A 25,602-nucleotide genomic window follows, 5' to 3' on the forward strand; every position below is an offset into this window, starting at 1 on the left:
TATGCTGCTCCGGCCGCGACAAGCTAGCAAGTGGAATTAGTGCGCAGAGCCACGCGGAGCGAGAACGAGCTGCGGCAGCGCGCATGTGCACTCGCTCTCCGCCCGCACGGACGACGTGAATTGCGTCTTACGCAATTTTCAGCGTGAGATCGTTTCCTTCCGTCTCGGCAAAGCCCGCCTGCAACACTTCTTCGCGCTTGTGGCGGAGATGCGCGCGCAGAATGTGCGAGAGGCCGGCGCCGTCGCGACGCTGGAGCGCGTTCAGGATGGCGTCATGCTCCTTCACGGCGAGCGCCCAGCGCTGCGGCGTCATCGGCGTGACGTAGCGTGCGCGCCGGATGCGTGCAGTCACTGACGCGTACAGCCCAGCAAGCACGGGGTTTCCGGCTGCGCTGACGATGGCTTCGTGAATGGCGCGGTTGCCGCGGTAGTACTGGATCAGATCGCCGTCGCGATAATGCTGCACCATGGCCGCATGCGCGGCGTCGATCGCGTCGATCTCGGCGTCCGTGATGCGCTCGCAGGCGAGCTCGCCTGCGAGCGCTTCGAGACCCTGGCAGACCTCGAACAGGTCGCGCATGTCCTTGTCGGTCAGTTTTGCCGCCCGCGAGCCGCGATGCGGCAAGAGCTGCACCAGCCCCTCGGCGGCAAGCACCTTGAGCGCCTCGCGCAGCGGCGTGCGCGAGATCTCCAGCCGCTCACACAGCTCGCGCTCCGGGATCCGCGCGCCCGGCGGGATTTCGCCGTCGAGCAGGATGGCGCGGATACGGCCGACGACGTCCTCGTGAAGCATGGGGACCAGCGCTCCAGTTTGAATGCAAAACTTGGGTAATCGAATGGTATTACGAAGTTCCAGCTTGCTAATCGCAGATTTTGCATTCAAAAATATAAAAAACAAGAGGATACGAGGAAATGGACCGGGCGGTAGGGGCAGACGACCTCGTTTTTGAATGCAACGACGGCATCGGGCGGATCACGTTCAACCGCCCGCAGGCCCGCAACGCTTTCACTTTCGCCATGTACGAGCGGCTCGCCGCGATCTGCGAAGAGGCCAACAGCGATCCTACGATCAAGGTGCTGGTGCTGCGCGGGGCCGGCGACAAGGCGTTCGCCGCGGGGACCGACATCAACCAGTTCCGCGAGTTCAAGTCGCCGCAGGACGCGATCGACTACGAGAACCGTATCGATCGGGTGCTGACCACGCTCGAACAGTGCCGCGTGCCGACCATCGCGGCGATCAACGGGTTCTGCACCGGCGGCGGCGCCGGCATCGCCGCGGCCTGCGACCTGCGCATCGGCACACGCAGTGCCCAGATTGGATTCCCCATCGCCCGGACGCTCGGCAATTGCCTGTCGATGTCCAATGTCGGCCGTCTCACCGCACTCATCGGCGCCGCGCGCGTCAAGGACCTGATCTTCACCGCGCGTCTCGTCGATGCCACGGAGGCGGCGAGCGTCGGACTGCTCGGCGAGATCGTCGAGGATCTGGCTGCGCTGGACCGGCGCGCCGACGAAGTCGCCCGGCTCGTCGCCAGTCATGCGCCACTGACCCTGAATGCGACCAAGCAGGCGGTCGGCCGGCTGCAACAGCGGCTGACGGGAGACGAAGGCGAGGACCTCATCCTGATGTGCTACACGAGCCAGGATTTTCGCGAAGGGCTCGATGCTTTCCTCAACAAGCGCGCCCCGCAATGGCGCGGCCAATAGGACGCGCCGATGCAAAGCGATCGATCGCAATCCAGCTCCCGCCGTTCGGGACCTCTTGCCGGCCTCAGGGTGGTCGACCTCACCCATGTCATGGCCGGGCCGACCTGCACCCTGATGCTCGCCGACATGGGCGCCGACGTCATCAAGATCGAGAAATCGCCGAACGGCGACGACACCCGCCATTCGGTGCCGCCAAAGATCGGCGACGAGGCGGCCTCCTTCCTGATGATGAACCGCAACAAGCGCGGCATCGTGCTGGATCTCAAGACCGAGGGCGGCAAGCAGGTGTTGCGGCGGCTGATCGCGGACGCCGACGTGCTGGTCGAGAATTTTGCGCCGGGCGCGATGGAGCGCCTCGGCTTCGGCTACGAGGCGCTGCACCAGCAATTCCCGGCGCTGATCTACTGCTCGCTGTCGGGCTTCGGCCGCACCGGTCCCTACAAGAACCGCCGTGGTTTCGATCTCGTCGCCCAGGCCATGAGCGGCATCATGAGTTTCACCGGCGAACGTCCCGACGGTCCGCCCGTCAAATGCGGCCCGCCATTGTCCGACATCACCGCCGGCCTGCTCGCCAGCATGGGCATCCTCGCGGCCTATGCGCACCGTCTCAAGACCGGGAAGGGGCAGTGGGTCGAGACCTCGCTCTATGAGGCCGCCCTGGTGCAGACCTATTGGCAGTCGACCATCGCGCTCGCCGCGGGCACGGCACCGCGCGCGATGGGCTCGGCCCATCCGCTCAACGCGCCGTATCAGGCGTTCGAAGCCTCGGACGGCTGGCTCGTGGTCGGCGGCGCCAACAAGAAGCATTGGCTGTTGATGCTGGAAGCGCTCGGGGCAAGTGAACTCGCCGCCGATCCGCGTTTCGTCAATGGCGCCGACCGCATGGCCAATCTCAAAGAGCTGGAAGCGGTCCTGAGCGAGCGCTTCCGGACCCGGTCGCGAGCGCATTGGCTCGCGGCACTGGACGAGAAGGGCGTGCCGTGCGGACCCGTGCACGACATGCTGGAGGCGCTCAGCGATCCCCAGACTCTGGCGCGCGAGATGGTCGTCGAGGTCGAGCATTCCACGCTCGGCCCGGTCAAGACGATCGGTCTTCCCGTCAAGTTTTCGGAGACCCCAGGCAAAGTGCTATCGGGCGCCCCGGTCTATGGTGAGCATACGAGCGAGGTCCTGGCCGAGTACGGGTTCGACCAGAAGCAGATCGAAGCGCTCGAAAAAGAAGGCGCAATCGTCCTGGCATCGGGAAGACGCGAGGAACGTGTCGCCTGAGCGGACGTCGATACGACAATGATAAAAGACAAAATCAGCTGGAGGAAATCATGGGTCGGACGTCGATATTTCTGCTCTCCGCAGCCGCGACGATGCTCGCCGGCACGATGCCCGCGCTGAGCGCCTGGCAACCGCAAAAGCCGATCGAGTTCGTCGCCACCGCCGGGCCCGGCGGCGGGACCGACAACCTCGCGCGCGCGGTGCAGAACATCATCACCAAGCACAAGCTGACGGAGCAGCCGATCGTCGTGGTCAACAAGGGCGGCGGCAGCGGGGCCGAAGGCTATGTCTACGGCAAGGCCTCCGCCGGCGATCCCTACAAGGTGATCTTCGGCACCTCGAACGCCTGGCAGCAACCGCTCGTCTCCAAGGTCGCCTTCAACTACACCGATCTCACACCCGTAGCGGCGATGGCGCAGGACGAGTTCCTGCTCTGGGTCAAGCAGGACGCGCCCTACAAGAATGCGGGCGACTATCTGAAGGCGGCCGGATCGGGTGAGTTCAAGATGGGCGGCGCGCAGTCAAAGGACACCGACGAGGTCCTGACGCGGATGATCGAGAAGGCCGGCAAGGTCAAGCTGACCTACATCCCCTTCAAGAGCGGCGCGGAGACCGCCGTGCAGCTTGCCGGCGGACATCTCGATTCCCACGTCAACAATCCCAACGAAAGCCTCGGGCAATGGCGCGGCGGCACGCAGCGGCCACTCTGCGTTTTCAGCCCGAAGCGGCTGCCGCAGGGCGCCAAGGTCACCGCGACCGAAGGCTGGGGCGACGTTCCGACCTGCGTCGAGCAGGGGCTCGACATCAAGCAATATGAGCAGCCGCGCACCGTTTGGCTGCCCGGCAAGGTCACGCCGGACCAGGCCGCGTTCTATGTCGACCTCATGAAGAAGGTGCAGTCGACGCCGGAGTGGAAGGACTACATCGAGAAGACGTCCCAGGTCGACACCTTCCTGACCGGCGCCGAGTTCGACAAGTTCATCAAGGAGGACCTCGAGCACGTCAAGCAGGTCGCGGGCGAGCAGGGCTGGCTGGTGAAGTGAGGCGGCGGATGGGCTTCGATCGCGCAGCCGACTGCAGCCCTGGTCCTCATCCTGAGGAGCCCGCCGGAGGCGGGCGTCTCGAAGGATGGCGGCGGATGCGATGTCGCCTGGAGCCGTCCTTCGAGACGCGCGCCAAGCGCGCTCCTCAGGACGAGGACTGTTTCTCCGGAGCTGCCCATGATCTCACGCCGCGCGCTTGAACTTGTGACCGCCGTCATCACCGGTGGCTTTGGTGTCGCCGTCGTGGTCCAAAGCCTCGACAACGGCATCGGCTGGTCCAGCGCGGGTGTCGATGCCGGCACGTTTCCGCTCCTGACCGGCACCATCATCGTGCTCGGTAGCCTCTACAACCTGGTGCGGGGCGTGTTGCCGGTTGCGTCCCTCGCCAATGTCCCCATCGCGATCACGCGGATCGAGCTGGGCCGGCTTGCCGGCCTGTTCGTGCCGGCCGCGATCTTCGTGGCTGCGATCCCGCTCGCCGGCATGTACGTCGCCTCGGCGCTGTATGTCTTCGCGGTGCTCGCGATCCCCCGGCATCAATCGGTGCCGCGCGCGCTGGGGATGGCGGCGGTGACGGCGCTCGCGCTCTACGTGGTGTTCGAGCGCATGTTCCAGGTCAGCTTGCCACACGGCGCGCTCGCCGCCGCACTCGGCTTCTGAGGGCGGCGCCGATGGACAATCTCGGGGAACTCCTGCACGGCTTCAGCATCGCCGTCACCGTGCCGCATCTGGTGCTGATGGTCGTCGGCGTGCTGCTCGGCATTCTCGTCGGCGTGCTGCCGGGGCTTGGCGCGCCGAACGGGGTGTCGCTGCTGTTGCCGCTGACCTTCGGCATGCAGCCGGTGTCGGCGATCATCCTGCTGTCCAGCATGTACTGGGGCGCGTTGTTCGGTGGCTCCGTCACCTCGATCCTGTTCAACATTCCGGGCGAGCCGTCGTCGGTCGCGACCACCTTCGACGGCTATCCGATGGCGCGTGACGGAAGGCCGACCACGGCGCTCGCCACCGCCTTCGGCTCGGCCGCATTCGGCGCGCTGGTCGGCGTCATCCTGATCACTTTCCTGGCGTCCTGGGTGGCGCAGGTCGCGCTTGCCTTCGGGCCGGCGGAATACTTTGCGGTCTATTTCCTGGCCTTCGCCAGCTTCGTCGGCATGGGCGGTGCCGCGCCGGTCAAGACGGTCGTGGCGCTCGCGATCGGGTTTTCGATCGCCGCGATCGGCATCGACACCGTCTCCGGCAGCGTCCGCCTCATCATGGGCGTCGATGAACTCGTCAAGGGCGTGAGCTTCGTCGTCGCGGTAATGGGCCTGTTCGGGATCGGCGAGCTGCTGGTCGCGGTCGAAGAGGAATTCCATGCCCGCGCGGTGTCCTCGAAGATCGACTGGCGCGAGGTATTCCGCGCCGTCGGCCGCCTGCCGCGGCATGGCGTTGCCTTGCTGCGCAGCGCCGCAATCGGCTGCTGGATGGGGATCACGCCGGGGGGCCCGACCGCGGCGTCCTTCATGAGCTACGGCATCGCCCGCCGCTTCTCGCGCCGTGGTCGCTATTTCGGCACCGGAGAGGTCGAAGGCATCATCTCGCCGGAGACGGCCGATCATGCCGCCGGGACCAGCGCGCTGCTGCCGATGCTTGCGCTCGGCATTCCCGGCTCGGCGACCGCCGCCGTCATGATGGGCGGGCTGATGATCTGGGGCCTCAATCCCGGGCCGATGCTGTTCGTCGACCAGAAGGATTTCGTGTGGGGCCTGATCGCCTCGATGTATGTCGGCAATATCGTCGCCGTCGCGCTGGTGCTGCTGACGGTGCCCATCTTCGCCGCCATGATGCGGATTCCCTTCGTGGTGATCGCGCCGCTGATCGTGATCATCTGCGTCGTCGGCGCCTATTCGGTGTCGAACTCCTATCTCGACGTCGTCATGATGCTCGGCTTCGGAATCGTCGGCTATCTCTTCAAGAAGCTGTTCTATCCGCTGGCGCCGCTCGTGCTCGCCATCGTCATCGGCGACAAGGCCGAGGATGCGTTCCGGCAATCGATGCTGATGTCGAAGGGATCCCTGGGCATCTTCTTTGCCAACAAGCTGGTGACATGCCTGATCATGGCCGGCATCGCGCTCTTGCTGCTGCCGCTCGTGCTGCAGTTCGCGCGTCTCTGGCGCAAGCCCGCAGCCCCCACCATCGAAACCTCCGCCCAGGAGAAGGTGATCATATGAGCGCAAAGCCGCTGATTGCATTGGCCATGGGAGATCCCGCCGGCATCAGCCCCGAGCTGACGGCGAAACTGGTGGCGCAGGACGACATCCGCGAAAGCTGCCGGCTCGTCGTGATCGGCGACCGCCGCATCTTCGAGGAGGGCGCGCGCATTGCCGGTGTCAAGCCGGCGCTGAAGATGGTGGAGCAGGGGGCCGATCTTCGCGCGGCGAAGGAAGACGCGCTGTTTCTCGATCTTCGTCACCTCGATCCCAAACAGGTCGAGCCGAAGACCGCAACGCTTGCCGGCGGCAAATTCGCGCTGGCGAACTATCGGCACGCACTCGAGCTTGGCCGCGACGGCCGTGTCGACGCGGTCTGCTTCACCCCCTTCAACAAGCAGGCGATGCGGCTCGCCCGCGCAGAGTACGACGACGAGATCGCGTTCTCGGCCGAGATGGTCGGGCTCAAGACGCCGGCGAGCGAGTTCAACGTGCTGGACCGGCTGTGGAACGCGCGCGTCACGTCCCACATCCCGCTGCGGGATGTCGCTGCCAAGCTGACCAGCGAACGCATCCACCGTGCGCTCGAGCTGACCGATGCCTGCATGCGCAACGCCGGCTTCGCGCGGCCGCGCATCGCCGTCGCCGGACTGAACCCGCACGCGGGCGACGGCGGCAATTTCGGCCGCGAGGAGATCGATATCATCGCGCCGGTGGTCGCGGCCGGTCAGCGCGAGGGCATCGCGGCGGAAGGACCGTTTCCCGCCGACACCGTGTTTCTGCGCGCCAAGGGCGGTGCCTTCGATGCGGTGCTGACGATGTATCACGACCAGGGCCAGATCGCGATGAAGCTGATGGGCTTCGATCGCGGCGTCACCTTGCTCGGCGGCTTCCCGTTCCCGATCTGCACGCCCGCGCACGGCACCGCTTACGACATCGCAGGACAGGGCATCGCCTCGATCGGCGCCAGCCGTGCGGCCATGTTGCTCGCGGCGGAGATGGCGGCGGCCGGAAAGCGTCTTGGGTAAACGTTACTTCGTGATCGGCGTCGTCAGTTCCTTGTCAGCCGTATCCACCACGAACACGGCCAGCAGCTTGGCAGGCTCGGTATCGCTGGCATTCGCGCTGATGCCGTGGCGGTCACCGGGGTGTTCGGAGAAGTTCTCTCCCTTGTGAAAGACCTTAGCGGGGCCGTCATTGACCTGGCTGCGGATCGCGCCTTCCAACACCGTGGCATAGATGAAGGCGGAGGGGGCGTGGATATGGGCGGGTGAGGAGCCCCCGGGACCGTACTCGACCAGCACGCCCTTCATGCTCTTGCCGGGAACGTTGGGCAGTGCTTGGTCGAACACGACCGTGACTTTCGCCAATGGCGCCGCCGGCTCGGCTGCGTGGGCCGTCAGCAATGAGGCGGCATAAACCGCTGTCGCGATCAGCAATCCGCGCATGGGAGCTCCTTATCTGCGGTGGTTTCGTGGTTGCCAATCTCAGAGGCTAGCGAGCCATGTTGCGAGCTTCGTTGGTCCGAGGCGCGCCTCGCCGAGCGGGACCAGCGATGTGTCGTCAATGGGGCCGCCGTAGTACGGCGCCTTCGGATCTCCGACCACCGGACGGGTGTCGCCCGATGCCTTCAGACGGCGTGCGATGAATTCGTTGAAGGGAGCCTTCTCGGGGCCTGCGATGTCGATCGTGCCATTGAGTGGCTTGCCCGTTGCGACCTCCGCGAGGCGAGCAGCGACGTCGTCAGCGGCGATCGGCTGAAACAATGCCGAGGGAACGACGATCCTGCCGTCAACCGCACCCATGTCGGCAATGGCGGCGAGGAATTCGAAGAACTGGGTGGCGCGCACGATCGAGTAGGGGACCGAGGATGACTTGATGATGGTCTCCTGGGCGAGCTTGGCACGGAAATAGGCGTTGTCGGGCGACCGCTCAGTCCCGACGATCGACAGGGCCACGTGATGCTTCACGGCGGCGGCAGCTTCTGCCGCGACCAGATTCCTGCTCGACCGCTCGAAGAATTCGAGCACGGCGGCGGGCTCCCACGACGGCGCATTGGCGACGTCGACGACGACATCCGCGCCTGCCAGCGCGGCGGCGAGGCCATCCCCGGTCACGGCATTTACGCCTGATTTCGGTGAAGCCGCCACGGCCTCGTGGCCTTGCTGCCTGAGCCGCGCCACGAGCTTGGACCCGATCAATCCGGTTCCGCCGATCACGACGATCTTCATGGCCTGTCTCCTTGGCATGTGACGAGCGCGAGATGGCCAATGCCAATGCGAATTCGCGCGCTCACGTCGATGAACGTGATGCGAAGCGACTCTATTCGAACAAGGGCGAGGGGCTCTTGCCTGTAACGGGCGCGGCTTGCCGGAAAATGCTTCAGAAGCCGGGGTGTGATTTCACAAAGCCGCTAGGGGGCATTCCCTCGTTCCGCAACACACTCTGCGATGATCGCAGATTGCCAATGTTTTGCCCGTCGTGTCAAAATCTTAGGGGAAACAAGGCGGAAAGTTCAACTGAAAAGGCCAATGAAAACAACCCTCCGGCTACTGTGCATGGGGTTGTTTTCGCATTTTTAGCTAGGCGTGCTGCCTCACGCCCCGCAGACGATCACACCGTACCAGCCGAGCCCGCGATAGGTCTCGTAGCCCGGCGTCGCATGGAAGGCGACCAGTGCGCCCGTGCGGTCGTGATGGAAGCCGGAGGCCTGGCCGTTCAGCGAGATCGAGATGCGCTCGCTGAGGATGCCCTGGCCGTCCGACGCCGCGATCACGCGCAAACTCGAATCGACCAGCAGCACGCGGGCCTTGTCGCTGTCGCCGACGCGGATCCCTTGTACGATGGCGCGGGCCTGCGGCTCCCAGTCGAAATGGATGGCGAGCACGCCGATCGGGGCGCCGTTGGCCTGACCGCCGGCGCGCACGCTGGCGCAATAGGTCGCAACCTGCGCGTTGCCGAGCAGCGGCTGGTTCTCGACGTCGCCGGCAACGTAGTCGTCGCCGGAGCGCAGGCCCTTGGCCTCGCGAAACCATTTGGTGTGGGCGACGTTCTGGCCGACGACGCGGAAGCGGTCGGCACGGCCATTGGCAATGACGTTGCCGTCGAGGTCGCAGAGCCACAGGTCAAGATAGACGGTGTAGGCCCCGAGGATCACGCCCAGGCGCTGCGAGGCGTGGGAGACGGCCGCAGCGCCGGGTGAGGCGGCGCAATCGACCACCGCGGAATCGGTCGCCCACCAGCGCACGTCGCAGGTGCGTTCATAAAGGTTGCGGTCGATCAGCTCGATCGCGTTCAGCGACAGATCCATCATGCGCTCACCGCGCGAACGCTGGCTCATGCGCTCGATCGAGGAGACGAGATCGCCGGTCCGCTTCGTCAACTGGCTTTCGAGCTCGCGGGCGATGGTCTCGACCTGCTGACCGACCCCACGCACCTCCTGCGCCACCACCGCAAAGCCCGCGCCTTGCGCGCCGGCGCGCGAACTTTCGATCAGCGCGTTCAGCGCCAGCATCTTCATCTGGTTGGTGATCTGCTGGATCGACTTGGTCTTGTCGACCGCGATCTGGTTGACCTCCGCGGTCAGGCGGTTGATCAGCGCGGAAATGTCGGAATCGTCCTCAGCGGGTTCGGTGGCGATCGGCTTGGCCTTCAGACCCAGCGCAGCAGACATCGGGGCTTTCCCTTGGCAATGAGCTCTGATCTGCAACGAACCCGGAACAATCGCTTACAGATCGAATACGATTCTTTTTCGAAGATTCCGCCTAACGCCCGCTTAATTTGCTGTTCCGGCGGATGCCCAAATGATAGTCAGTCGGCGCCGCAAATCGGCAATCCACCGCTTTGTGCGGCGCGGAGATTGCAAATCCCTGAGGATTCCGGGTCAATCGTCCTGCAAGCCGGACCGACGCGATACCGTCGATTGCGGGTTCCTCAAACCGACTGCGACCCATGACGCCGCCCGCCACCGCCTTGCCCGTCGAAGCGCCCCAGGCGTTTCTCGGCGTCGCGCGTTCGCTGACCGACAAGCTCTGGCGCGACCGGCTGGATGCCCGCGGGGCGGCCCAGGCGCTCGCTATCGTGCAGCGGCACCAGCTGCCCGAACTGCTGGCCCGGGTGCTGGCCGGCCGCGGCGTCGACATCGACGCGGTGCCCGACTTTCTCGATCCGACCATCCGTAAGCTCATGCCGGACCCCTTTACCGTGACGGAGATGGAGGCCGCGTCGAAGCGGATCGCGGATGCTGCGGCGAAGGGCGAAAAGGTCGCGATCTTCGGCGATTACGACGTCGACGGCGCGACCTCGGCGGCGCTGCTCGCCTGGCACCTGCGCCATTGCGGGCTCGATCCGCTGATCCACATTCCCGACCGCATTTTCGAGGGCTACGGGCCCAATGTCGAAGCGGTTCGCGGGCTGGCGGCCAAGGGCGCCACGCTGCTCGTCACCGTCGATTGCGGCACCACCAGCATCGAGCCGCTGGCGGAGGCCAAGCGCCTCGGCATGTCCGTGGTCGTGATCGACCATCACCAGGCCGGCACGGAGCTGCCGGAGGTCGACGCGCTGGTCAATCCGAACCGGCTCGACGATCTCTCCGGTCTCGGCCATCTCGCCGCGGTCGGTCTCGTGCTGGTGACGCTGGTTGCGGTCAATCGCGAGCTGCGCCAGCGCGGTTTCTGGAATGCGGAAATGCCCGAACCGGATCTGCTCGGCATGCTGCACCACGTCGCGCTCGGCACGGTTGCCGACGTCGCACCGCTGATCGGGCTGAACCGCGCTTTCGTCGCCAAGGGGCTGATCGCGATGCGGCGGCGCGACCATGTCGGCCATACCGCGCTGATGGATGTGGCGCGGCTGAACGGGCCGCCGGAGGCGTGGCATCTCGGCTTCATGCTGGGGCCGCGCATCAATGCCGGCGGCCGCATCGGCCGCGCCGATCTCGGCGTGCGGCTGCTGCTGGAAGGCGACAGCGTCGAGGCCGCGCGGATCGCCGCCGAGCTCGACCGCCTCAACAGCGAGCGCCGGGTCATCGAGCAGGCGGCCGAAGCGCAGGCCGAAGCCGAGGCGCTGGCCTCGATCGGGCTGGAGGACAAGCTCGGCGTCATCGTCACGGCGTCCGAAGGCTGGCACCCCGGCGTCGTCGGCCTCGTTGCTTCCCGGCTGAAAGAAAAGTTTTCGCGGCCCGCTTTCGCCATTGCGCTCGAGCCCGGCGGCATTGGTACCGGATCGGGGCGCTCGATCGCTGGCGTCGACATCGGCAAGGCGGTGCGGCAGGCGGTCACTGACGGCATTCTGCTGAAGGGCGGCGGCCACGCGATGGCCGCGGGCGTGACGTTGCGGAAAGAGAAGCTCGCCGAATTTCGCGCCTATCTCGAGAACGCGCTGGCGCGGGACGTTGCCGAGGCGCGCCACGTCAACGAGCTCTACATCGACGGCGCGGTCTCTGCGCGCGCCGTGACGACGGAGCTTGCGGCGACGCTGAACCGTGCCGGTCCGTTCGGCAGCGGCAATCCGGAAGCCGTGCTGGCGCTGCCGGCACATCAGCTCGTGTTTGCCGACGAGGTTGGGCAGGCGCATCTGCGTCTGCGCTTCAAGTCGGGGGATGGCGCCATCGTCAACGGCATCGCGTTCCGCTCGGTCGGCCAGAAGCTCGGCAATGCGCTTCTTGCCAACCGCGGCCAGCAACTGCATGTCGCCGGCTCGCTTTCGGTCGATCGCTACCAGGGCGCCGAGCGGGTGCAATTCCGCGTCATCGACGTCGCGCTACCGGACCAGGGGCCATCCGTGATTAGATAACGCATGATCCGACGCGACAAACGCGGAACGCGTTTGCGCGGAGATCATGCGCAAAAATAAGATCGCTCAAACAACAAAAAAGGGAGTGAACATGGCAGGGCAGGTTGAGGGCAAGGTCGCGCTGGTGACCGGCGGCGCCTCGGGTATCGGCGAGGCCATCGTCGAGCTGTTCGCGCGCGAAGGCGCGACCGTCGTCATCACCGACATCGATGAGCTGCGCGGGCCCGAGCTCGCCAAGCGCGTGACAAAGGCCGGCGGCAAGGCGATCTTCCTGGAGCAGGACGTCACCAGCGAGGAGCGCTGGATCGAAATCGTCGGCGAAATCGCCAAGCGCCATGGCCGGCTCGATATCATGGTCTCCAATGCCGGCATCGGCATCGCCGTGCCCTCGATCGTCGACATGACGCTCGCCGACTGGCGCAAGCAGAACGCGATCAATCTCGACGGCGTGTTTCTGTCGGTCAAGCATTGCCTGCCGCTGATGCGCAAGCATGGCGGCGGTTCGATCGTGATGATGTCCTCGCTCGCGGGCCTGCGCGGCGCGCCGGGCCTGTCGGCCTATTCGGCGACCAAAGGCGGCGTGCGGCTGTTCGCCAAGTCGATTGCGATGGAATGCGCGGCGGCCGGCGACGGCATCCGGGTCAATTCCGTGCATCCCGGGATCATCGATACGCCGATCTGGGGCAAGATCCCGACCGGTGCGACCGGCGCCGGCCAGAATGCGCCGATCGATCCCGAGGAGCGCGCCAAGGTCGCAACCCCGCTTGGCCGCGCCGGACAGGCCGCGGAGATCGCCTCAGGCGTGCTGTATCTGGCCTCCGATGCCTCGCGCTACGTCACCGGTAGCGAGCTCGTTATCGACGGCGGCATGAACGCCGGCGGCGTTCCGCGGCGGGCCTGAGCGCGCAGGGCAGGGTGGCACGCGCAGGGGCTGACGCGCAGGCGCAGCCCCTGTACAAGGCGGACAGCTTTCGACCGACAGAGGTGTCCTTCGCCATGGCGCACAGCCTTCACGCTTCCTCACCCGCGCCCGCGCCATTCCGCTCGAACCGGCCGGACCTCGCCACCGATGCGATCCGCACCGCGCGCGAGGATCTCGCCGCCTGCTTCCGCATGGCGGCGCGCAACGGTTTCGAGGAGGGCATCTGCAATCACTTCTCGGCCGTCGTGCCCGGCCATGACGATCTATTTCTCGTCAATCCCTACGGCTATGCCTTTCGCGAGATCACAGCCTCAAAGCTGCTGATCTGCGATTTCCACGGCAATGTGCTCGACGGCGAGGGCGTGCCAGAGGCGACCGCGTTCTACATCCACGCCGAGATGCACAGGTTGCTGCCGCGCGCCAAGGTCGCGTTCCACACGCACATGCCCTATGCGACGGCGCTATCGATGACCGAAGGCGAGCCCTTGATCTGGGCCGGCCAGACCGCGCTGAAATTCTACGGCCGCACCGCGGTCGACCGCGACTACAACGGCCTCGCGCTCGACAACCGCGAGGGCGCCCGGATCGCCTCGGCCGTGGGTGACGCCGATATCGTCTTCATGAAGCATCACGGCGTGATGGTGCTGGCCCCGACCATCGCGGAAGCCTGGGACGATCTCTATTATCTCGAACGCGCCGCCGAGGTGCAGGTGCTGGCGATGTCGACGGGACGGAACGTGCTGCCGGTCGATCCCGCGATTGCGGCCGAGACCTATCGGCAGATGCGTGAGGGCGATTCCGAATCCGCCCGGCTGCATCTCGCCGCGATCCGCCGGCAGCTGGATGCGGAAGAGCCGCAGTACAGGCACTGAACTGGCCGTCATTCCGGGGCGCGCGAAGCGCGAGCCCGGAAATCCATCGTGCAGCAAGTCGGGCGGAGAAATGGATTCCGGGCTCGCGCCAAGGGCGCGCCCCGGAATGACAAAGTGAGGACGCAGGCTCCTACGACCCCTGCCGCAGCTTCGCCAGCACCTTCAGCCCGCCATAACCGTCCGCAGGCGCAATCCCCGCGCGCTGCTGGAAATCCTTGATGGCCTTCATGGTGTCGTTGCCGACCCGGCCGTCGGTGCCGCCGGTGTCGAAGCCGGCTTTCGTCAATCGCGTCTGCATCTCCTGCACCTCGGCGAGCGTCAGCGCGCGCTCGGAGCCGGGGAAGGGCTGGATGAAGGGCGGCCCGCCGAGGCAGCGGTCGCCGAGATGGCAGATCGCCAGCGCATAATTCATGGAAGGGTTGTAGCTCTTCACCGAGTAGAAATTTGGTCCCAGCAGGAATGTCGGTCCGCCAGCGACCGGCGTCCACATTTGCGCGGATGCGTTCGGCTGCGGGAACGGCTGGCCGTCGGCGCGGGTGACGCCGGAAGATGCCCAGGCCGCATAGGTGCGGCTGCCGCTCATATTGCCGGCCGCCCGCACCTCGTAGCCCCAATGCTCGCCGCGATGCCATTTGCCGCGGTTAACGAGATATTTTGCGGTCGAGCCCAGCGCGTCGTCGGGCTTTCCGAAGGGGGAGACCTTGCCGTCGCCGTCATAGTCGATGCCGACGTTGAGCCAGACTTCCGGCATCCATTGCGAATGGCCCATCGCGCCGGCCCAGGATCCCTGCATCTGATCGGGCGTGCTCCAGCCCTTGTCGACGATGCGGAGCGCGTTGATCAGCTCGGTCTCCCAATAGGCCTTGCGGCGCGGCTCGTTCCAGGCGAGCGCGGCGAGGGAGGGAAACACCGGCGTCATGTGGTTCTGTTGCACCAGGGGATCGCCATAGGCGGACTCGACGCCCCACAGTGCCAGCAGCGTGCCGCGCTCGACACCGAAATCCCGCTCGATGCGCGCCAGCAGCGCCTCGTTGTTCTTCAGCGCGATCTTGCCGTTGATGATGCGCCAGTCGGAGACGCGGCGGTTGATGTATTGCCAGACCTGTTCGTGGAATTCGGGCTGGCTGCGCATCTGCTTGAACACGCTCATGTCGGGCTCGACCCGTGCCATCGCGCGCTGCCAGGTCGCGGCCGAGATGCCCTTGGCCATCGCACGTGCGCGAAAGCTCTCGCGCCATTCGTCAAAGCCCGGCGGTGCTGCGAGGACGCCTGCGGGTGACGCGAGGACAGCGGCCGCGCCGAGCACGGACTTCAACAATGTGCGGCGGGTGTGATGGGCCGAGGAATCAGCTTGTTTCATGGATCCAGTCTAGCCGGAAACATGGCCGGTGTGAGCCGGTTCCGGGTACGCCGGAATAGGCCGTTCATGCGGAACAAAGTGTCGCAGTCCTGCATTCCCTCCCCATGACAACGAGGAGGACAAGATGAGGAAATATCTGTTTGCCGCCGCCATGGTGACTGCCATTGCGGCCCCTGCATTTGCCGATGAGGTTGGTGTTCACGTCGGCCCGGTCGGTGCCGGTGTAACGGTCGGCCAGTCGCCGGACTATCGAGTCCGCGAGCGTGACCGCACCACGGTCGTCCGGGAACGCGAGCCGTCGAGCCGCACCACCGTGATCAAGAAGGAAGATGCGTACGGCAATCGCAGCAAGACCGTGATCCATCACGACAACGACTGACGGAATTGGCCCCGGCCTGAGCGCCGGGGCCGCTCGTCTTCATCGAGAATTCGGGGTGGAATGAAGATACGCGCGCATGCGGAGAGCCACGTCGTCGAACTCGACGACGGATCGCTATGGCAGATCTTTCCCGGCGATCTCGCGACGACGCTGAGCTGGAAGCCCGAGACCGATTTGCGCCTGGAGCCGAGCGGCGACCGGGTGAGTTCGCATGTGCTGGTGAATGCCACCGACAACAGCCGCGTACGGGTGATCGCGGCGGACGGGACCTGGGTCGATGGTGAGGTTAAGAATGTTTTGAAGGACGGTTAGCGGGCTCCCGCGCTTCCTGAATATCTCTGGCTTTCAGGCCTGTCGTTTTACGGTTGGTTCGCTTCCACCTGCGCAGGATGCGGCATGCGGGAGCTTTTCGACATCATCCGTGCCAATCCCTGGCCCTTCGGCGCCGGGCTCCTCGTCGTCGTCCTGATGATCATCGCCGAGAATTTCGGCCGCGGCATCCAGGGCGGCCATGCCGGTGGGGGCGGCGATTTCCCGGATGCTGCCGGCTGTGACGGCGGCGACGGGGGAGGCGGCGACTGATCCTCGCCTAGTCCTCCTGCAACTCCGTCGCGACGTTGGCGAGCCAGCGGCGAATGCTCGCCTCGGCCTTGGCGTCGAGCCCGCCAGCCAGACGCTTCTCCAGCGCGATCACGCGTTCCCTGCACGCCCTCAACAATGTCGTTCCCCGCTTGGTCAGCGTCCATTGCTGGATACGGCCGTGGACGGGATGAGGCGTCATCACGATCGCTCCGTCACGCTCAAGATTGCGGATGATGACCCCGACCGTTTGCGGGGTGAGGAAAGTGAGACGGGCCACGTCGGCGCCTGATAGGCCCGGATAAGCATTCAGCATCGTCAGCACCGCAAATTGCGGCGACGTCACCCCGAGGTCTGCGAGCGTCCGCTCCATCGTCAGGCGGACCGCGGCATGGGCCTGGCGCAGGAGATAGCCGAGATACCCTTGCTCGCCGCGCTTGCCTTCGCCCACGGCGGGCACCTGCATGGGACCAGGCTCGGCGATTTTGCCCCGGGATTTCGATCTCGTGATTTTGGGTGCCTTGCGTAACATGTAAGAGCTCTTATAAGATGTAAGCAATCTTATAATAGACGAGGTGAACGGCAATGTCACATGCCCGCAGTGAATACGAGGATTTCAAGCGGATCGCGCCCGATGCGTATGATCTGGTGCTCGCGCTGGGTCAGCTTGCGGCCAAGGCCGGCCTCGACAGGCAGCTTCTCGAGCTCGTCAAGCTGCGCGCTTCGCAGATCAACGGCTGCGCCTTCTGCGTGCAGCACCATGTCCTGCTGTCGGAACGGATTGGCGTGCCCGCCGACAAGCTCCATCTGGTCGCGGTTTGGCGCGAGGCGCCGACCTTTTCGCCGCGCGAGCGCGCCGCGCTGGCCTGGGCCGAGGCGCTGACCTTGCTGCCCGACGGCGTCAGCGAGGACGTCTATGCCGAATCTGCCCGGGAGTTCTCCGAGACCGAGCTGATGTACCTGACCTCGGCGGTCGCCTCGATCAATGTCTGGAACCGTTTCGGCGCTGCGTTTCGCTGGACGCCGGCACCGCGGCCGGTGGCCGCGAATGCTGCAGCATCCTGACCGACACGAACGGAGGTTACGATGACAGCAACGAGTTTATCTACCGTACAGCGGCCGGCGCCGTCACCTTCGACTGCGCTTGCCGTCGTCGCAGGACTTGCCTGCGCATTTGCGATCGGCAAAACGCTGCCGCTGACGATGGATGCCGTTTCCGGCGCGCTGGCGCCGCTCTGCGCCACGGCGGCGGAGAGCTCGCCGCTCGACAAGGTCGAACCGATCGGCTCCTACGCTCTGCCGAACGTGCCGGGCAAGCGCGTCACCATCGTGCGCGTGACCTATGGTCCGGGCGGATTCTCGCGGCCGCACCGTCACGCAGGATCGGTGACCGCCTACATCACCAAGGGCGAGATCCGCTCCCAGCTTGGCGGCGGTCCTGTCGAGACGTTCGGCGTCGGCCAGTCCTTCTTCGAGCCGCCAGGCTCGACGCATCTGGTCTCGGCCAACGCGAGCACGACCGAACCCGCGGAGTTGATCGCGGTGTTCGTGGCCGACGAGGGCGCGCAGCTCACGACGTTGCTCGAATAGCCGAAGGCCTTCAGGCTTGCCGCAAGCCCTTCACCCGCTTCCATGCCGGCGAGAGACCGTATTGGACTGCCGGAATCGCAACTGCGCCGACAAGCAATCCGACGATCCCTGAGATGGCCGCCTCGACCGACCATTCGATGATGCCGGCAATGGATGGAAGGGCGTGCGCGGCAACCTCGGTTGCGGCATGGACCGTGCGGCCCACCACAGGCGGGCCGTATTTTTCGATGCCGTGCAGGATGATGCCGCCGCCAACCCAGATCATGGCGGCCGTGCCGATGGTGCTCAGCACCGCCAGGAAGGTCGGCATACCGCGGACGAGTGCGCGTCCAAGCGCGCGGATCGCGGCGCCAATGATGGAGGCGCCGTCATAGCGCGCAAGGGCCAGCCCGGCATCGTCCGCCTTCACGATCAGGGCCACCACGCCGTAGACCCCGACCGTGATACCGAATCCGACCAAAGCCAGCACCAATGCCTGGGTCCAGATATTGCCCGCGGGAATAGCCGCCAGCGTGATCGCCATGATCTCCGCCGACAGGATGAAATCTGTCTTGATGGCGCTCGCGACCTTCTCGTCCTCGACCGACCTGGCATCCGCCGCCATCGGCTGGAGCTGAGCCTCGTGGTGCGCATGATGGGGCATCACGGCTTCGAGCACCTTCTCGGCGCCTTCGTAGCAGAGAAAGGCTCCGCCCAGCATGAGCAGCGGGGTTACCGCGGTTGGAAGGAAATAGCCAAGCAATAGGGCAACCGGAAGCAAAATCAGCAATTTGTTGCGCAGCGATCCGACCGCAATCTTGCCGACGATCGGCAGTTCGCGCTTCGCGGCAAAACCGATGACGTAGTTCGGCGTGACGGCTGCGTCGTCGATGACCACGCCGGCCGCCTTTGCACCCGCTTTGGCAGCCTGACCCGCCACGTCGTCGAGCGAGGCCGCTGCCACTTTTGCGATCGCCGCGATATCGTCGAGAAGGCCAAGCAGTCCGACACTCATCAACCCGATCCCTTGTTCGTTCGAGCCAGCGGTGTCCGCGACTGCATGCACTTGCACCGCCCTTCATTTGGAAGCGAGCAAGCTCTTAATTCTCTTCGCCGCCTGACCCCTCGCGCAGGTCCGGCTTGATCACGTCCTCCGGCAGCGCATGGGCGACCGGCTGCGCCGTGACCGCGATCTCCGGGCCAACCTCGCGGCCGCGGGCGCGGATGAGGCGTTCGTAGGCGGAGACTAGGGTGACGTAGGGGCTGACCCAGATCCAGCCGTCGCGCGTGAACACCTGCACGTCGAAATGCAGATGCATCGACGTTCCCGCGGGATGGTCGAGATAGTTCGAGATCACACCGATTTTCTCGCCTTCGGTGACGATGCGGCCATTGAGCACGCCATCGGCATTCATCGCCTGCGGATTCATGTGCATGTAGCGGAAGCGGATGTGCTCGGTGCGGCTGTTGACCTGAAGCGTCGCGGCCTGGTCCTTGGACGCGCGGATCACGATGGCATCGCGCACGGCGACGACGCCGCGCTGCTTGGGATCGCAGGGCTCGCGGCCTTCGCCGGGCGGCGGGCAGTCGGCGGCGCGGATGTCCTCCCCCTGATGGCCGTAACCGCCCGCGCATTGCCAGACCTCGAAACTGCGGGACTCGCAGAAATTGTCGCGCCAGGGATAGGCGGTCGTGCTCTCCGTCCTGTCGCGCTTGGCATAGGATTGCGAGCGGACGAAGGCGGGCGCCTTTTCGAGCGGAAAGCGGATTTGTGCATAGGCCATGGCGTCGGGATGGCCGCCCTGCTTGCGATAGCCGGTGTTCGGGATGATGTCGCCGCTCGGCCGATAGCTGAAATCCGGTGAACGGCCAGCCGGACGATCGAGGATGCTGGAGGCGATGTCCGTCAATGGCCGCATGCGCTGGCCGCCGGCGACGCGCAGGGCCTTCAGGAAGCGCTCGGCGACCGGAGAGGCTTCCTTGCAGGCCAGCCGCCGCGGTTTGGCGACGCTGTCGAGGCACTGGATCGACACTACATAGGCGACGCCGAAACGAGTGAAAGCGTAGCGGACATAGCCTTCCCGGATGAACCTGCGCAGGTCCGGGTAGGCTGTCGCGAGCGGCTTGACCGGCTCGCCCTTGCCGCCGGCGGGATCGGCGATGTCATAGACCAGCGCCGAGCCCGTGATCTGCACCTCGACCGGCCTTGTGAACACCCGGACCGGCATGCCGTCACCGGCGCCGGGCTCGAGCGAGAAGGTTGCGCTGTAGCCGGCGGGACCGGCATCGAACATGTCGACGGGATTGAAGTCCGCCTGGTAGCGGGACAGCGCCAGCGTCGCCGTCGCGCCGCTGCGCTGCGCCTCGAGGTAAGCCGCGGCGTCGAAAGGCAGCAGCACCGGCACGGGACTGCGGGTGATGCCGGTGAAGAAACGCGAGGAAACCGCGTTGAGCTGCACCAGTGCCGGGGTCGCGCGCGGATCGTAGCGCGGCACCGAACGGCGAGGTGCAAAGACGAAATCACCCGCGACCCTGGGGCGGCTGTTGATCTCGGTGCGGAGCTGGTCGAGCGCTGCGCGCCAGTCGACGCGCAGGGCCGTGAGCGAAGGGCTGCGGAATTCATCCGCAGCGAGCGGTGTGACAATGAGGAGCGAAAGCGACGCCAGAAGCAGCGAGACGAAGCGGAAACCCTTCCCAACCACTGTCTCGCCCCCCGGCGGCACCTGTTGCGCTCGCTCTGTTCCCCGTCAGTCCTTGGCGCGTTCGGAGTAGGAGCCGTCTTCGGTCATGACCACGATGCGGGTGCCGACCGCGATGTGCGGCGGCACCGTGGTGCGCACGCCGTTGGAGAGCACCGCAGGCTTGTAGGAGGACGAGGCGGTCTGGCCCTTGGTCACCGGCTCGGTCTCGACCACTTCCAGCGTGACGCGCTGGGGCAGCGCGAGCGAGACCACGTTGACGTCGTGGGTCGACAGCTTGACGGTCATGTCCGGTTGAAGATAGGAGGCCGCGTCGCCGACGACGTCCTTGGAGACCTGGACCTGGTCGTAGGTCTCCGGGTTCATGAAGTGGTAGCCGTCGCCGTCTTCATACAGGAAGGTATAGTTGCGCTCTTCGATGGTGGCCTTTTCGACCTGGTCGGTGGTCTTGTAGCGTTCGGAGATCTTTACCCCGTCCGAGATTCGGCGCATTTCGATCTGGCTGACCGGAGTGCCCTTGCCGGGATGGATGTTCTCGGCGCTCACGACGACATAGAGCTTGCCGTCTTGCTCGATCACGTTGCCCTTGCGAATAGAACTGGCGATGACTCTCAAAGCTATATTTCCTGCTTGCTTGGCCCGGCACCGGCCAGGACGTGATCAAATTGATGGGGGACCTGGGGCCTCAAATCAGACCGCGGCACCCGTTTCGGGCCGCAACATACTGATTTTGCCGCTAGATGCCAGCATTTTGCTCGGACCTGGGGCGGTCCGGTAATGGCTGGGGACAAGCCTATCTCACCGTTCTGGTCGCCCGGGCGGCATCTCGACCGCCGGCCCTTCCTGCAGGCCAGGGGGGCCATTACCGGGTCTCTCAGGGGCTTTTTTGCCGAGCAGGGGTTCGTGGAGGTCGAAACCTCCATCCTCCAGGTCTCCCCGGGCAACGAGACCCATCTGCATGCCCCCCGGACCGAGATCATGCGGCCGGACGGCAGCCGGGCCAGCCGATATTTGCGGACTTCGCCCGAATTCGCCTGCAAGAAGCTGCTGGCGGCGGGCGAGACGCGGATTTTCGAGCTCGCCCGGGTGTTCCGGGACCGTGAGCGCGGCGACCTGCATCTGCCCGAATTCACCATGCTGGAATGGTATCGGGCGGGCGCCTCCTACGACGCCATCATGGCCGATTGCGTCGTCGTCATCGCCCGCGCCGCGCAGGCGACCGGCATCGGGACCTTCTCGTTCCGCGGCCGGACCGCCGATCCGTTCGCCGAGCCCGAGCTCCTGACGGTCGCGGGCGCCTTCGAACGGTTCGCCGGCATCGACCTGCTGTCGACAATCAGGGACGGCGAGGGTAACCGTGCCGCGCTGGCCGAGGCGGCCAGCGGCAAGGTCCGTGTGGCCGGGGACGACACTTGGTCGGATATCTTCAGCAAGGTCCTGGTCGAGCACGTCGAGCCGCATCTGGGGCAGGGGCGTTTGACCGTTTTGTTCGAATACCCATCTCCGGAGGCGGCGCTGGCGCGGGTTAAGGCTGGGGATCCCAGGGTTGCCGAGCGCTTCGAGGTCTACGCCTGCGGCGTCGAGCTCGCCAACGGCTTTGGGGAACTGACCGATGCCCGGGAGCTGCGAAAGCGCTTCACGGAATCGATGACGGAGAAGCAGCGCCGCTACGGCGAAGCCTATCCGCTCGACGAGGACTTTCTGGCCGCAGTCGCCGCAATGCCGGAGGCGAGCGGTGTCGCGCTTGGCCTCGACCGGCTGGTGATGCTGGCAAGCGGCGCATCGCGGATCGATCAGGTGGTTTGGACGCCACCTGCAAATGAAGCATCTTTCGAGACATGACGAAAACGAACCTTGCACGCACTCTGCGCGAGCCGGCTGAGCTGGTCGCCGAAGGTCTGGCGCCCGCAGCAGCGCTGCCGGCGCTCGAACGCGTTGCCGCACGCTATGCCGTGGCCATCACGCCGGCGCTGGTCGAACTGATTGATCCGTCCGACCCCGACGATCCTATCGCCCGTCAGTTTGTTCCGAGTGCAGACGAATTGGAGATGCAGCCGGGCGAGGACGCCGATCCGATCGGAGATCATGCGCACTCGCCGGTATCCGGCATCGTGCACCGCTATCCCGACCGCGTGTTGTTCAAGCTGGTTCACGTCTGCGCGGTCTATTGCCGCTTCTGCTTCCGCCGCGAGATGGTCGGCCCCGGCAAGGAGAATGCGCTGTCGGACAGCGCCTATCGCGCGGCGATCGACTACATCCGTTCGCATCACGAGATATGGGAAGTGATCCTGACCGGTGGCGATCCCCTGATGCTGTCGCCGCGGCGGATGGGCGAGATCATGACCGAACTCGCGGCGATCGATCACGTCAAGGTCATCCGCCTTCACACGAGGTTGCCGGTGGCCGATCCCGCGCGGATCAGCGACGAGATGGTCGCGGCGCTCAAGGTCGAGGGTGCGACCACCTGGGTGGCCGTGCATGCCAACCATGCGCGGGAATTGACGGGAACGGCGCGCGCCGCCTGCGCGCGGCTCGTCGATTCCGGCATTCCGCTGGTGAGCCAGTCCGTCCTTTTGCGCGGGGTCAATGACGATATCTCCGCTCTGTCGGATTTGATGCGAGCTTTCGTCGAATGCCGGATCAAGCCCTATTATCTGCATCACGGCGATCTCGCGCCGGGCACCGCGCATCTGCGGACGACCCTGGCGGAGGGGCAGGACCTGATGCGGCAGTTGCGCGGGCGGGTGTCAGGGCTCTGTCAGCCGGACTATGTCATCGATATTCCCGGTGGTGCCGGGAAGTCGCCGGTCGGACCGAATTACGTGTTGGCGGAGCAAAATACCGCACCTGACGCGCGTGATGCCGACACCGAAACGCGCTATCGTATCGTCGATTATTGCGGCGACGTTCATCTCTATCCGCCCGAGACCTGAGCGGTGAAAGCGGCGACGCTGGTTTGAGGAATGGAGGAGAGACATGAAGAAGATCATCGTGGCGGCATCGCTCGTGGTCTTGCTCGGTGGCGCAGCGGTCGCGCAGACCGGGAGCAAGGGATCAACGTCAGGCGGCGCCACGTCCGGGCCGTCGGCGGGCTCCGTGCCGCCTGCACCCGTCGGTCATCGTCAGCCGCGCGCCAGCGACGTGCCGAGTGAGAAGAATTTGAGCGATCCGAACGATCCGCTCAGCAAGGAAAATCAGGCGCTCGACAAGAAGATCAAGAGCATCTGCCGCGGCTGCTGAGGCTCAACCTCTCCCCGACGGGGAGAGGTTGATAACGGGCCCGCGACCGACGCTTCGTCACGTCATCCCTATGCCGACCGCTCATGCAGGCCTGCACCGCGGAGGTTGCGGCGGACCTCCACCGCGTCAGCGAGCTGCTCGAGCACGGTCGCGGTGGCCGCCCAATCAATGCAGCCATCGGTGATGCTCTGGCCGTAGACGAGCGGCTTGCCCGGCACGACGTCCTGGCGGCCGGCAACGAGATTGCTCTCGATCATCACGCCCATGATGCGGTTCTCGCCGCCTGAGATCTGGCCGGCGATGTCAGCCGCCACAAGCGGCTGGTTCTCGGGCTTCTTGCTCGAATTGGCGTGGCTCGCATCGACCATCACCAGCGGTGCGACGCCGGATTTGGTCAGCTCGTTGCAGGCGGCCGCGACGCTTGCCGCGTCGTAGTTCGGCTTGCTGCCGCCGCGCAGGATGATGTGGCAGTCCTCGTTGCCCGCGGTCGAGGCGATCGCCGAGCGGCCGAGTTTCGTCACCGCCATGAAGTGATGCGGATGCGAGGCCGACTTCACAGCGTCCGCCGCGATCCGCACATTGCCGTCTGTGCCGTTCTTGAAGCCGACCGGACAGGACAGGCCCGAGGCCAGCTCGCGATGGATCTGGCTCTCGGTCGTGCGCGCGCCGATCGCGGCCCAGGACACGAGGTCGGCAATGTATTGCGGCGTCGTCATGTCGAGGAATTCCGTGCCGGCGGGCAGGCCGAGATTGTTCACCGCCGACAGCACGTTGCGCGCCAGCCGAAGGCCCTTGTTGATGTCGAAGCTGCCGTCCAGATCGGGATCGTTGATCAGGCCCTTCCAGCCGACGGTGGTGCGCGGCTTCTCGAAATAGACGCGCATCACGATTTCGAGCTGGTCGGCGAGCTCTTCGCGCAAGCTCGCAAGTCGCTCGGCATATTCGAGCGCGGCTTTGGAGTCATGCACCGAGCAGGGGCCGACCACGACCAGCAGGCGGTCGTCCTGGCCGGCGAGAATGGCGTGGATGGCGTTGCGCGCGGCCATCACCACGCGCGTCGCGGTGAGCGTGCGCGGGACTTCCCGCATCACCTCTTCCGGCGTGCTCAGCTCTTTCAGTTCGCGGATACGAAGATCGTCGGTCGTGCTCAGCACGGCGGGCTCCTGTTTGTTTCGAACCTGCCGGCCAATAAAAAAGCCGCCAGGTCTGGCGGCTTGTTCGGACGTTTGCTTCAATATTCAGATTGAGCGCGATCCTCCTGCCGCCAGCGAGCTGTCGTAGCTAAAGTACCAAAAATAGCTGGTGGCGACGGTGATCATGGAGCGGCATATAGCGCGCCATCGGCGGATTGTCACCCCCCAATCGGCGCGGCAGGTGACGAGGCGGTTCAGGTGTTGCTGTTGCGCGCCGCCAGCGCCATGCCGATCAGGCTGGCGCCGCCGAACAGGAGGTTGATACCGACGAGGACGCCGATGGCCCATTCCGCCGAGCTCGGCAGTCCCGTGATCACCATGAAGGAGATCGCGATGTCGACGAGACCCGAGATCAGAAGCCACGACCAGCGGCCGCTGAGCTCGCGGCGGTGCTCCAGCGCGTACATGATGGTGGCGACGCCCTCGGCCAGGAAGTAGGCGCCGACCACGATGGTCAGCGTCAGCACGGCCTGCATCGGCCGGGCCAGCAGCAGCAGGCCGGCAAGCACGGCAAGCGCAGCCGAAATCAGCGACCACCAGAATCCCGGCGTGCTGCGCGCCCAATAAGTCACGATCAGCCCGCCGATACCGCTGATCAGGAACATCCAGCCGAGGAAGATCGCGATCGCAAGGCTGGCGAGCGGCGGCAGGATCAGCGCCGCGACGCCGAGAATGACGAGCAGGATGCCCTCGAACAGGAAGGCCTTCCAGTGGGCCTTGACCGTCCGGCCCATCATGGATTGCAGCCGTGAAAAATCTTCGGGCGACGTCATCGGCAGGCTCCAGGT

Annotated in this window: 28 protein-coding genes; 17 read left to right on the forward strand and 11 right to left on the reverse strand. The window is 65.4% G+C overall.

Annotation, left to right across the window (positions count from 1 at the left end; translation table 11 throughout):
* Positions 1–127: 127 nt before the first annotated feature.
* A complete protein-coding gene (locus CIT39_RS16505; protein ID WP_094974305.1) occupies positions 128–793 on the reverse strand; it encodes a GntR family transcriptional regulator in 666 nt (221 codons plus the stop codon).
* Positions 794–912: 119 nt separating this feature from the next.
* On the opposite strand from CIT39_RS16505, the gene CIT39_RS16510 reads away from it, so the two are divergent.
* The 6 genes from CIT39_RS16510 to CIT39_RS16535 all read left to right on the forward strand — a co-directional run bounded on the left by CIT39_RS16510 (position 913) and on the right by CIT39_RS16535 (position 7,236).
* Complete coding sequence (locus CIT39_RS16510) at positions 913–1,707, forward strand: enoyl-CoA hydratase/isomerase family protein (protein ID WP_094974304.1); 795 nt, start codon at positions 913–915, stop codon at positions 1,705–1,707.
* Between the two features lie 9 nt (positions 1,708–1,716).
* Complete coding sequence (locus tag CIT39_RS16515) at positions 1,717–2,976, forward strand: CaiB/BaiF CoA transferase family protein (RefSeq protein ID WP_094974303.1); 1,260 nt, start codon at positions 1,717–1,719, stop codon at positions 2,974–2,976.
* Between the two features lie 50 nt (positions 2,977–3,026).
* The gene (locus CIT39_RS16520) at positions 3,027–4,019 is read left to right on the forward strand and encodes a Bug family tripartite tricarboxylate transporter substrate binding protein (RefSeq protein ID WP_094974302.1); all 993 of its coding nucleotides are present in this window, start codon (positions 3,027–3,029) and stop codon (positions 4,017–4,019) included.
* Positions 4,020–4,196: 177 nt separating this feature from the next.
* Positions 4,197–4,679, forward strand: coding sequence for a tripartite tricarboxylate transporter TctB family protein (locus tag CIT39_RS16525; RefSeq protein WP_094974301.1), 483 nt, complete (start codon positions 4,197–4,199; stop codon positions 4,677–4,679).
* Between the two features lie 11 nt (positions 4,680–4,690).
* Complete coding sequence (locus CIT39_RS16530) at positions 4,691–6,229, forward strand: tripartite tricarboxylate transporter permease (protein WP_094974300.1); 1,539 nt, start codon at positions 4,691–4,693, stop codon at positions 6,227–6,229.
* Positions 6,226–7,236 carry a 4-hydroxythreonine-4-phosphate dehydrogenase PdxA gene (locus CIT39_RS16535; RefSeq protein WP_094974299.1) on the forward strand — a complete coding sequence of 337 codons (1,011 nt, stop codon included), beginning with the start codon at positions 6,226–6,228 and terminating at the stop codon, positions 7,234–7,236. The genes CIT39_RS16530 and CIT39_RS16535 overlap by 4 nt, the downstream gene beginning before the upstream one ends.
* Before the next feature lie 3 nt (positions 7,237–7,239).
* Here the strand turns inward: CIT39_RS16535 and CIT39_RS16540 are convergent, their stop codons facing one another.
* The 3 genes from CIT39_RS16540 to CIT39_RS16550 form a co-directional block, all read right to left on the reverse strand.
* On the reverse strand, positions 7,240–7,656 hold the full coding sequence (locus CIT39_RS16540; protein WP_094974298.1) for a cupin domain-containing protein: 417 nt from the start codon (positions 7,654–7,656) through the stop codon (positions 7,240–7,242).
* A gap of 39 nt (positions 7,657–7,695) precedes the next feature.
* On the reverse strand, positions 7,696–8,439 hold the full coding sequence (locus tag CIT39_RS16545; protein WP_094974297.1) for an SDR family oxidoreductase: 744 nt from the start codon (positions 8,437–8,439) through the stop codon (positions 7,696–7,698).
* A gap of 365 nt (positions 8,440–8,804) precedes the next feature.
* The gene (locus tag CIT39_RS16550; protein WP_094974296.1) at positions 8,805–9,881 is read right to left on the reverse strand and encodes a methyl-accepting chemotaxis protein; all 1,077 of its coding nucleotides are present in this window, start codon (positions 9,879–9,881) and stop codon (positions 8,805–8,807) included.
* A gap of 278 nt (positions 9,882–10,159) precedes the next feature.
* Between CIT39_RS16550 and recJ the strand changes: the two genes are divergently transcribed.
* The 3 genes from recJ (at position 10,160) to CIT39_RS16565 (ending at position 13,795) form a co-directional block, all read left to right on the forward strand.
* Positions 10,160–12,001 (forward strand): single-stranded-DNA-specific exonuclease RecJ, encoded by a 1,842-nt coding sequence (recJ, locus tag CIT39_RS16555; RefSeq protein ID WP_094974295.1) that lies wholly within the window; start codon positions 10,160–10,162, stop codon positions 11,999–12,001.
* Positions 12,002–12,092: 91 nt separating this feature from the next.
* Positions 12,093–12,902, forward strand: coding sequence for an SDR family NAD(P)-dependent oxidoreductase (locus tag CIT39_RS16560; RefSeq protein ID WP_162308528.1), 810 nt, complete (start codon positions 12,093–12,095; stop codon positions 12,900–12,902).
* A 95-nt stretch (positions 12,903–12,997) separates the two neighbouring features.
* On the forward strand, positions 12,998–13,795 hold the full coding sequence (locus CIT39_RS16565; protein WP_162308529.1) for an aldolase: 798 nt from the start codon (positions 12,998–13,000) through the stop codon (positions 13,793–13,795).
* Positions 13,796–13,925: 130 nt separating this feature from the next.
* On the opposite strand, the gene CIT39_RS16570 is transcribed toward CIT39_RS16565, so the two are convergent.
* Positions 13,926–15,155 (reverse strand): lytic murein transglycosylase, encoded by a 1,230-nt coding sequence (locus CIT39_RS16570; RefSeq protein ID WP_094974292.1) that lies wholly within the window; start codon positions 15,153–15,155, stop codon positions 13,926–13,928.
* Between the two features lie 124 nt (positions 15,156–15,279).
* On the opposite strand from CIT39_RS16570, the gene CIT39_RS16575 reads away from it, so the two are divergent.
* The 3 genes from CIT39_RS16575 to CIT39_RS16585 all read left to right on the forward strand — a co-directional run bounded on the left by CIT39_RS16575 (position 15,280) and on the right by CIT39_RS16585 (position 16,116).
* On the forward strand, positions 15,280–15,534 hold the full coding sequence (locus tag CIT39_RS16575) for a hypothetical protein (protein WP_094974291.1): 255 nt from the start codon (positions 15,280–15,282) through the stop codon (positions 15,532–15,534).
* 60 nt (positions 15,535–15,594) lie between these two features.
* The gene (locus CIT39_RS16580) at positions 15,595–15,846 is read left to right on the forward strand and encodes a hypothetical protein (RefSeq protein ID WP_094974290.1); all 252 of its coding nucleotides are present in this window, start codon (positions 15,595–15,597) and stop codon (positions 15,844–15,846) included.
* Between the two features lie 84 nt (positions 15,847–15,930).
* Positions 15,931–16,116: a hypothetical protein gene (locus CIT39_RS16585; protein WP_094974289.1), complete on the forward strand. Its 186-nt coding sequence runs from the start codon at positions 15,931–15,933 to the stop codon at positions 16,114–16,116.
* A gap of 7 nt (positions 16,117–16,123) precedes the next feature.
* On the opposite strand, the gene CIT39_RS16590 is transcribed toward CIT39_RS16585, so the two are convergent.
* A complete protein-coding gene (locus CIT39_RS16590; RefSeq protein ID WP_094974288.1) occupies positions 16,124–16,645 on the reverse strand; it encodes a MarR family winged helix-turn-helix transcriptional regulator in 522 nt (173 codons plus the stop codon).
* Between the two features lie 53 nt (positions 16,646–16,698).
* Here CIT39_RS16590 and CIT39_RS16595 point away from each other — a divergent pair, with 53 nt between their 5' ends.
* Positions 16,699–17,178, forward strand: coding sequence for a carboxymuconolactone decarboxylase family protein (locus tag CIT39_RS16595; RefSeq protein WP_094974287.1), 480 nt, complete (start codon positions 16,699–16,701; stop codon positions 17,176–17,178).
* Positions 17,179–17,199: 21 nt separating this feature from the next.
* Positions 17,200–17,703, forward strand: coding sequence for a cupin domain-containing protein (locus CIT39_RS16600; protein ID WP_094974286.1), 504 nt, complete (start codon positions 17,200–17,202; stop codon positions 17,701–17,703).
* Positions 17,704–17,713: 10 nt separating this feature from the next.
* On the opposite strand, the gene CIT39_RS16605 is transcribed toward CIT39_RS16600, so the two are convergent.
* From CIT39_RS16605 to efp, 3 genes are all read right to left on the reverse strand, one after another.
* Positions 17,714–18,697, reverse strand: coding sequence for a DUF808 domain-containing protein (locus CIT39_RS16605; RefSeq protein ID WP_094974727.1), 984 nt, complete (start codon positions 18,695–18,697; stop codon positions 17,714–17,716).
* Positions 18,698–18,782: 85 nt separating this feature from the next.
* Complete coding sequence (locus CIT39_RS16610; RefSeq protein WP_094974285.1) at positions 18,783–20,405, reverse strand: peptidoglycan DD-metalloendopeptidase family protein; 1,623 nt, start codon at positions 20,403–20,405, stop codon at positions 18,783–18,785.
* Between the two features lie 24 nt (positions 20,406–20,429).
* Entirely contained in the window at positions 20,430–20,996 is a 567-nt protein-coding gene (efp, locus tag CIT39_RS16615) for an elongation factor P (protein ID WP_028161298.1), read from the reverse strand.
* Between the two features lie 162 nt (positions 20,997–21,158).
* Between efp and epmA the strand changes: the two genes are divergently transcribed.
* Genes epmA through CIT39_RS16630 form a run of 3 tightly spaced genes read left to right on the forward strand, consistent with a single transcriptional unit; the run spans position 21,159 to position 23,621 of the window.
* Positions 21,159–22,223, forward strand: coding sequence for an EF-P lysine aminoacylase EpmA (gene epmA / locus CIT39_RS16620; protein ID WP_094974284.1), 1,065 nt, complete (start codon positions 21,159–21,161; stop codon positions 22,221–22,223).
* Positions 22,220–23,314 (forward strand): lysine-2,3-aminomutase-like protein, encoded by a 1,095-nt coding sequence (locus CIT39_RS16625; RefSeq protein ID WP_094974283.1) that lies wholly within the window; start codon positions 22,220–22,222, stop codon positions 23,312–23,314. The genes epmA and CIT39_RS16625 overlap by 4 nt, the downstream gene beginning before the upstream one ends.
* 43 nt (positions 23,315–23,357) lie before the next feature.
* On the forward strand, positions 23,358–23,621 hold the full coding sequence (locus CIT39_RS16630; protein WP_094974282.1) for a hypothetical protein: 264 nt from the start codon (positions 23,358–23,360) through the stop codon (positions 23,619–23,621).
* A gap of 68 nt (positions 23,622–23,689) precedes the next feature.
* Here CIT39_RS16630 and CIT39_RS16635 read toward each other — a convergent pair whose 3' ends face one another.
* Both CIT39_RS16635 and CIT39_RS16640 read right to left on the reverse strand, forming a co-directional pair.
* Complete coding sequence (locus CIT39_RS16635) at positions 23,690–24,775, reverse strand: 3-deoxy-7-phosphoheptulonate synthase (RefSeq protein WP_094974281.1); 1,086 nt, start codon at positions 24,773–24,775, stop codon at positions 23,690–23,692.
* Positions 24,776–25,008: 233 nt separating this feature from the next.
* The gene (locus CIT39_RS16640) at positions 25,009–25,587 is read right to left on the reverse strand and encodes an HdeD family acid-resistance protein (RefSeq protein WP_094974280.1); all 579 of its coding nucleotides are present in this window, start codon (positions 25,585–25,587) and stop codon (positions 25,009–25,011) included.
* Between the last annotated feature and the right edge of the window lie 15 nt (positions 25,588–25,602).

It is taken from the genome of Bradyrhizobium symbiodeficiens, assembly GCF_002266465.3.
Taxonomy (GTDB): Bacteria; Pseudomonadota; Alphaproteobacteria; order Rhizobiales; family Xanthobacteraceae; genus Bradyrhizobium; species Bradyrhizobium symbiodeficiens.

What these genes read in the sequence shown, in the direction of transcription:
- epmA (WP_094974284.1), top strand. Translation starts at nt 21,159, where the DNA reads ATGGCTGGGGACAAGCCTATCTCACCGTTCTGGTCGCCCGGGCGGCAT.
- CIT39_RS16625 (WP_094974283.1), top strand. Translation starts at nt 22,220, where the DNA reads ATGACGAAAACGAACCTTGCACGCACTCTGCGCGAGCCGGCTGAGCTG.
- CIT39_RS16540 (WP_094974298.1), bottom strand. Translation starts at nt 7,656, where the DNA reads ATGCGCGGATTGCTGATCGCGACAGCGGTTTATGCCGCCTCATTGCTG.
- CIT39_RS16595 (WP_094974287.1), top strand. Translation starts at nt 16,699, where the DNA reads ATGTCACATGCCCGCAGTGAATACGAGGATTTCAAGCGGATCGCGCCC.
- CIT39_RS16590 (WP_094974288.1), bottom strand. Translation starts at nt 16,645, where the DNA reads ATGTTACGCAAGGCACCCAAAATCACGAGATCGAAATCCCGGGGCAAA.
- CIT39_RS16525 (WP_094974301.1), top strand. Translation starts at nt 4,197, where the DNA reads ATGATCTCACGCCGCGCGCTTGAACTTGTGACCGCCGTCATCACCGGT.
- CIT39_RS16505 (WP_094974305.1), bottom strand. Translation starts at nt 793, where the DNA reads ATGCTTCACGAGGACGTCGTCGGCCGTATCCGCGCCATCCTGCTCGAC.
- CIT39_RS16565 (WP_162308529.1), top strand. Translation starts at nt 12,998, where the DNA reads ATGGCGCACAGCCTTCACGCTTCCTCACCCGCGCCCGCGCCATTCCGC.
- CIT39_RS16550 (WP_094974296.1), bottom strand. Translation starts at nt 9,881, where the DNA reads ATGTCTGCTGCGCTGGGTCTGAAGGCCAAGCCGATCGCCACCGAACCC.
- CIT39_RS16575 (WP_094974291.1), top strand. Translation starts at nt 15,280, where the DNA reads ATGAGGAAATATCTGTTTGCCGCCGCCATGGTGACTGCCATTGCGGCC.
- CIT39_RS16605 (WP_094974727.1), bottom strand. Translation starts at nt 18,697, where the DNA reads ATGAGTGTCGGACTGCTTGGCCTTCTCGACGATATCGCGGCGATCGCA.
- CIT39_RS16535 (WP_094974299.1), top strand. Translation starts at nt 6,226, where the DNA reads ATGAGCGCAAAGCCGCTGATTGCATTGGCCATGGGAGATCCCGCCGGC.
- CIT39_RS16515 (WP_094974303.1), top strand. Translation starts at nt 1,717, where the DNA reads ATGCAAAGCGATCGATCGCAATCCAGCTCCCGCCGTTCGGGACCTCTT.
- CIT39_RS16510 (WP_094974304.1), top strand. Translation starts at nt 913, where the DNA reads ATGGACCGGGCGGTAGGGGCAGACGACCTCGTTTTTGAATGCAACGAC.
- CIT39_RS16520 (WP_094974302.1), top strand. Translation starts at nt 3,027, where the DNA reads ATGGGTCGGACGTCGATATTTCTGCTCTCCGCAGCCGCGACGATGCTC.
- CIT39_RS16640 (WP_094974280.1), bottom strand. Translation starts at nt 25,587, where the DNA reads ATGACGTCGCCCGAAGATTTTTCACGGCTGCAATCCATGATGGGCCGG.
- CIT39_RS16585 (WP_094974289.1), top strand. Translation starts at nt 15,931, where the DNA reads ATGCGGGAGCTTTTCGACATCATCCGTGCCAATCCCTGGCCCTTCGGC.
- CIT39_RS16530 (WP_094974300.1), top strand. Translation starts at nt 4,691, where the DNA reads ATGGACAATCTCGGGGAACTCCTGCACGGCTTCAGCATCGCCGTCACC.
- CIT39_RS16570 (WP_094974292.1), bottom strand. Translation starts at nt 15,155, where the DNA reads ATGAAACAAGCTGATTCCTCGGCCCATCACACCCGCCGCACATTGTTG.
- CIT39_RS16560 (WP_162308528.1), top strand. Translation starts at nt 12,093, where the DNA reads ATGGCAGGGCAGGTTGAGGGCAAGGTCGCGCTGGTGACCGGCGGCGCC.
- CIT39_RS16630 (WP_094974282.1), top strand. Translation starts at nt 23,358, where the DNA reads ATGAAGAAGATCATCGTGGCGGCATCGCTCGTGGTCTTGCTCGGTGGC.
- CIT39_RS16600 (WP_094974286.1), top strand. Translation starts at nt 17,200, where the DNA reads ATGACAGCAACGAGTTTATCTACCGTACAGCGGCCGGCGCCGTCACCT.
- CIT39_RS16545 (WP_094974297.1), bottom strand. Translation starts at nt 8,439, where the DNA reads ATGAAGATCGTCGTGATCGGCGGAACCGGATTGATCGGGTCCAAGCTC.
- recJ (WP_094974295.1), top strand. Translation starts at nt 10,160, where the DNA reads ATGACGCCGCCCGCCACCGCCTTGCCCGTCGAAGCGCCCCAGGCGTTT.
- CIT39_RS16580 (WP_094974290.1), top strand. Translation starts at nt 15,595, where the DNA reads ATGAAGATACGCGCGCATGCGGAGAGCCACGTCGTCGAACTCGACGAC.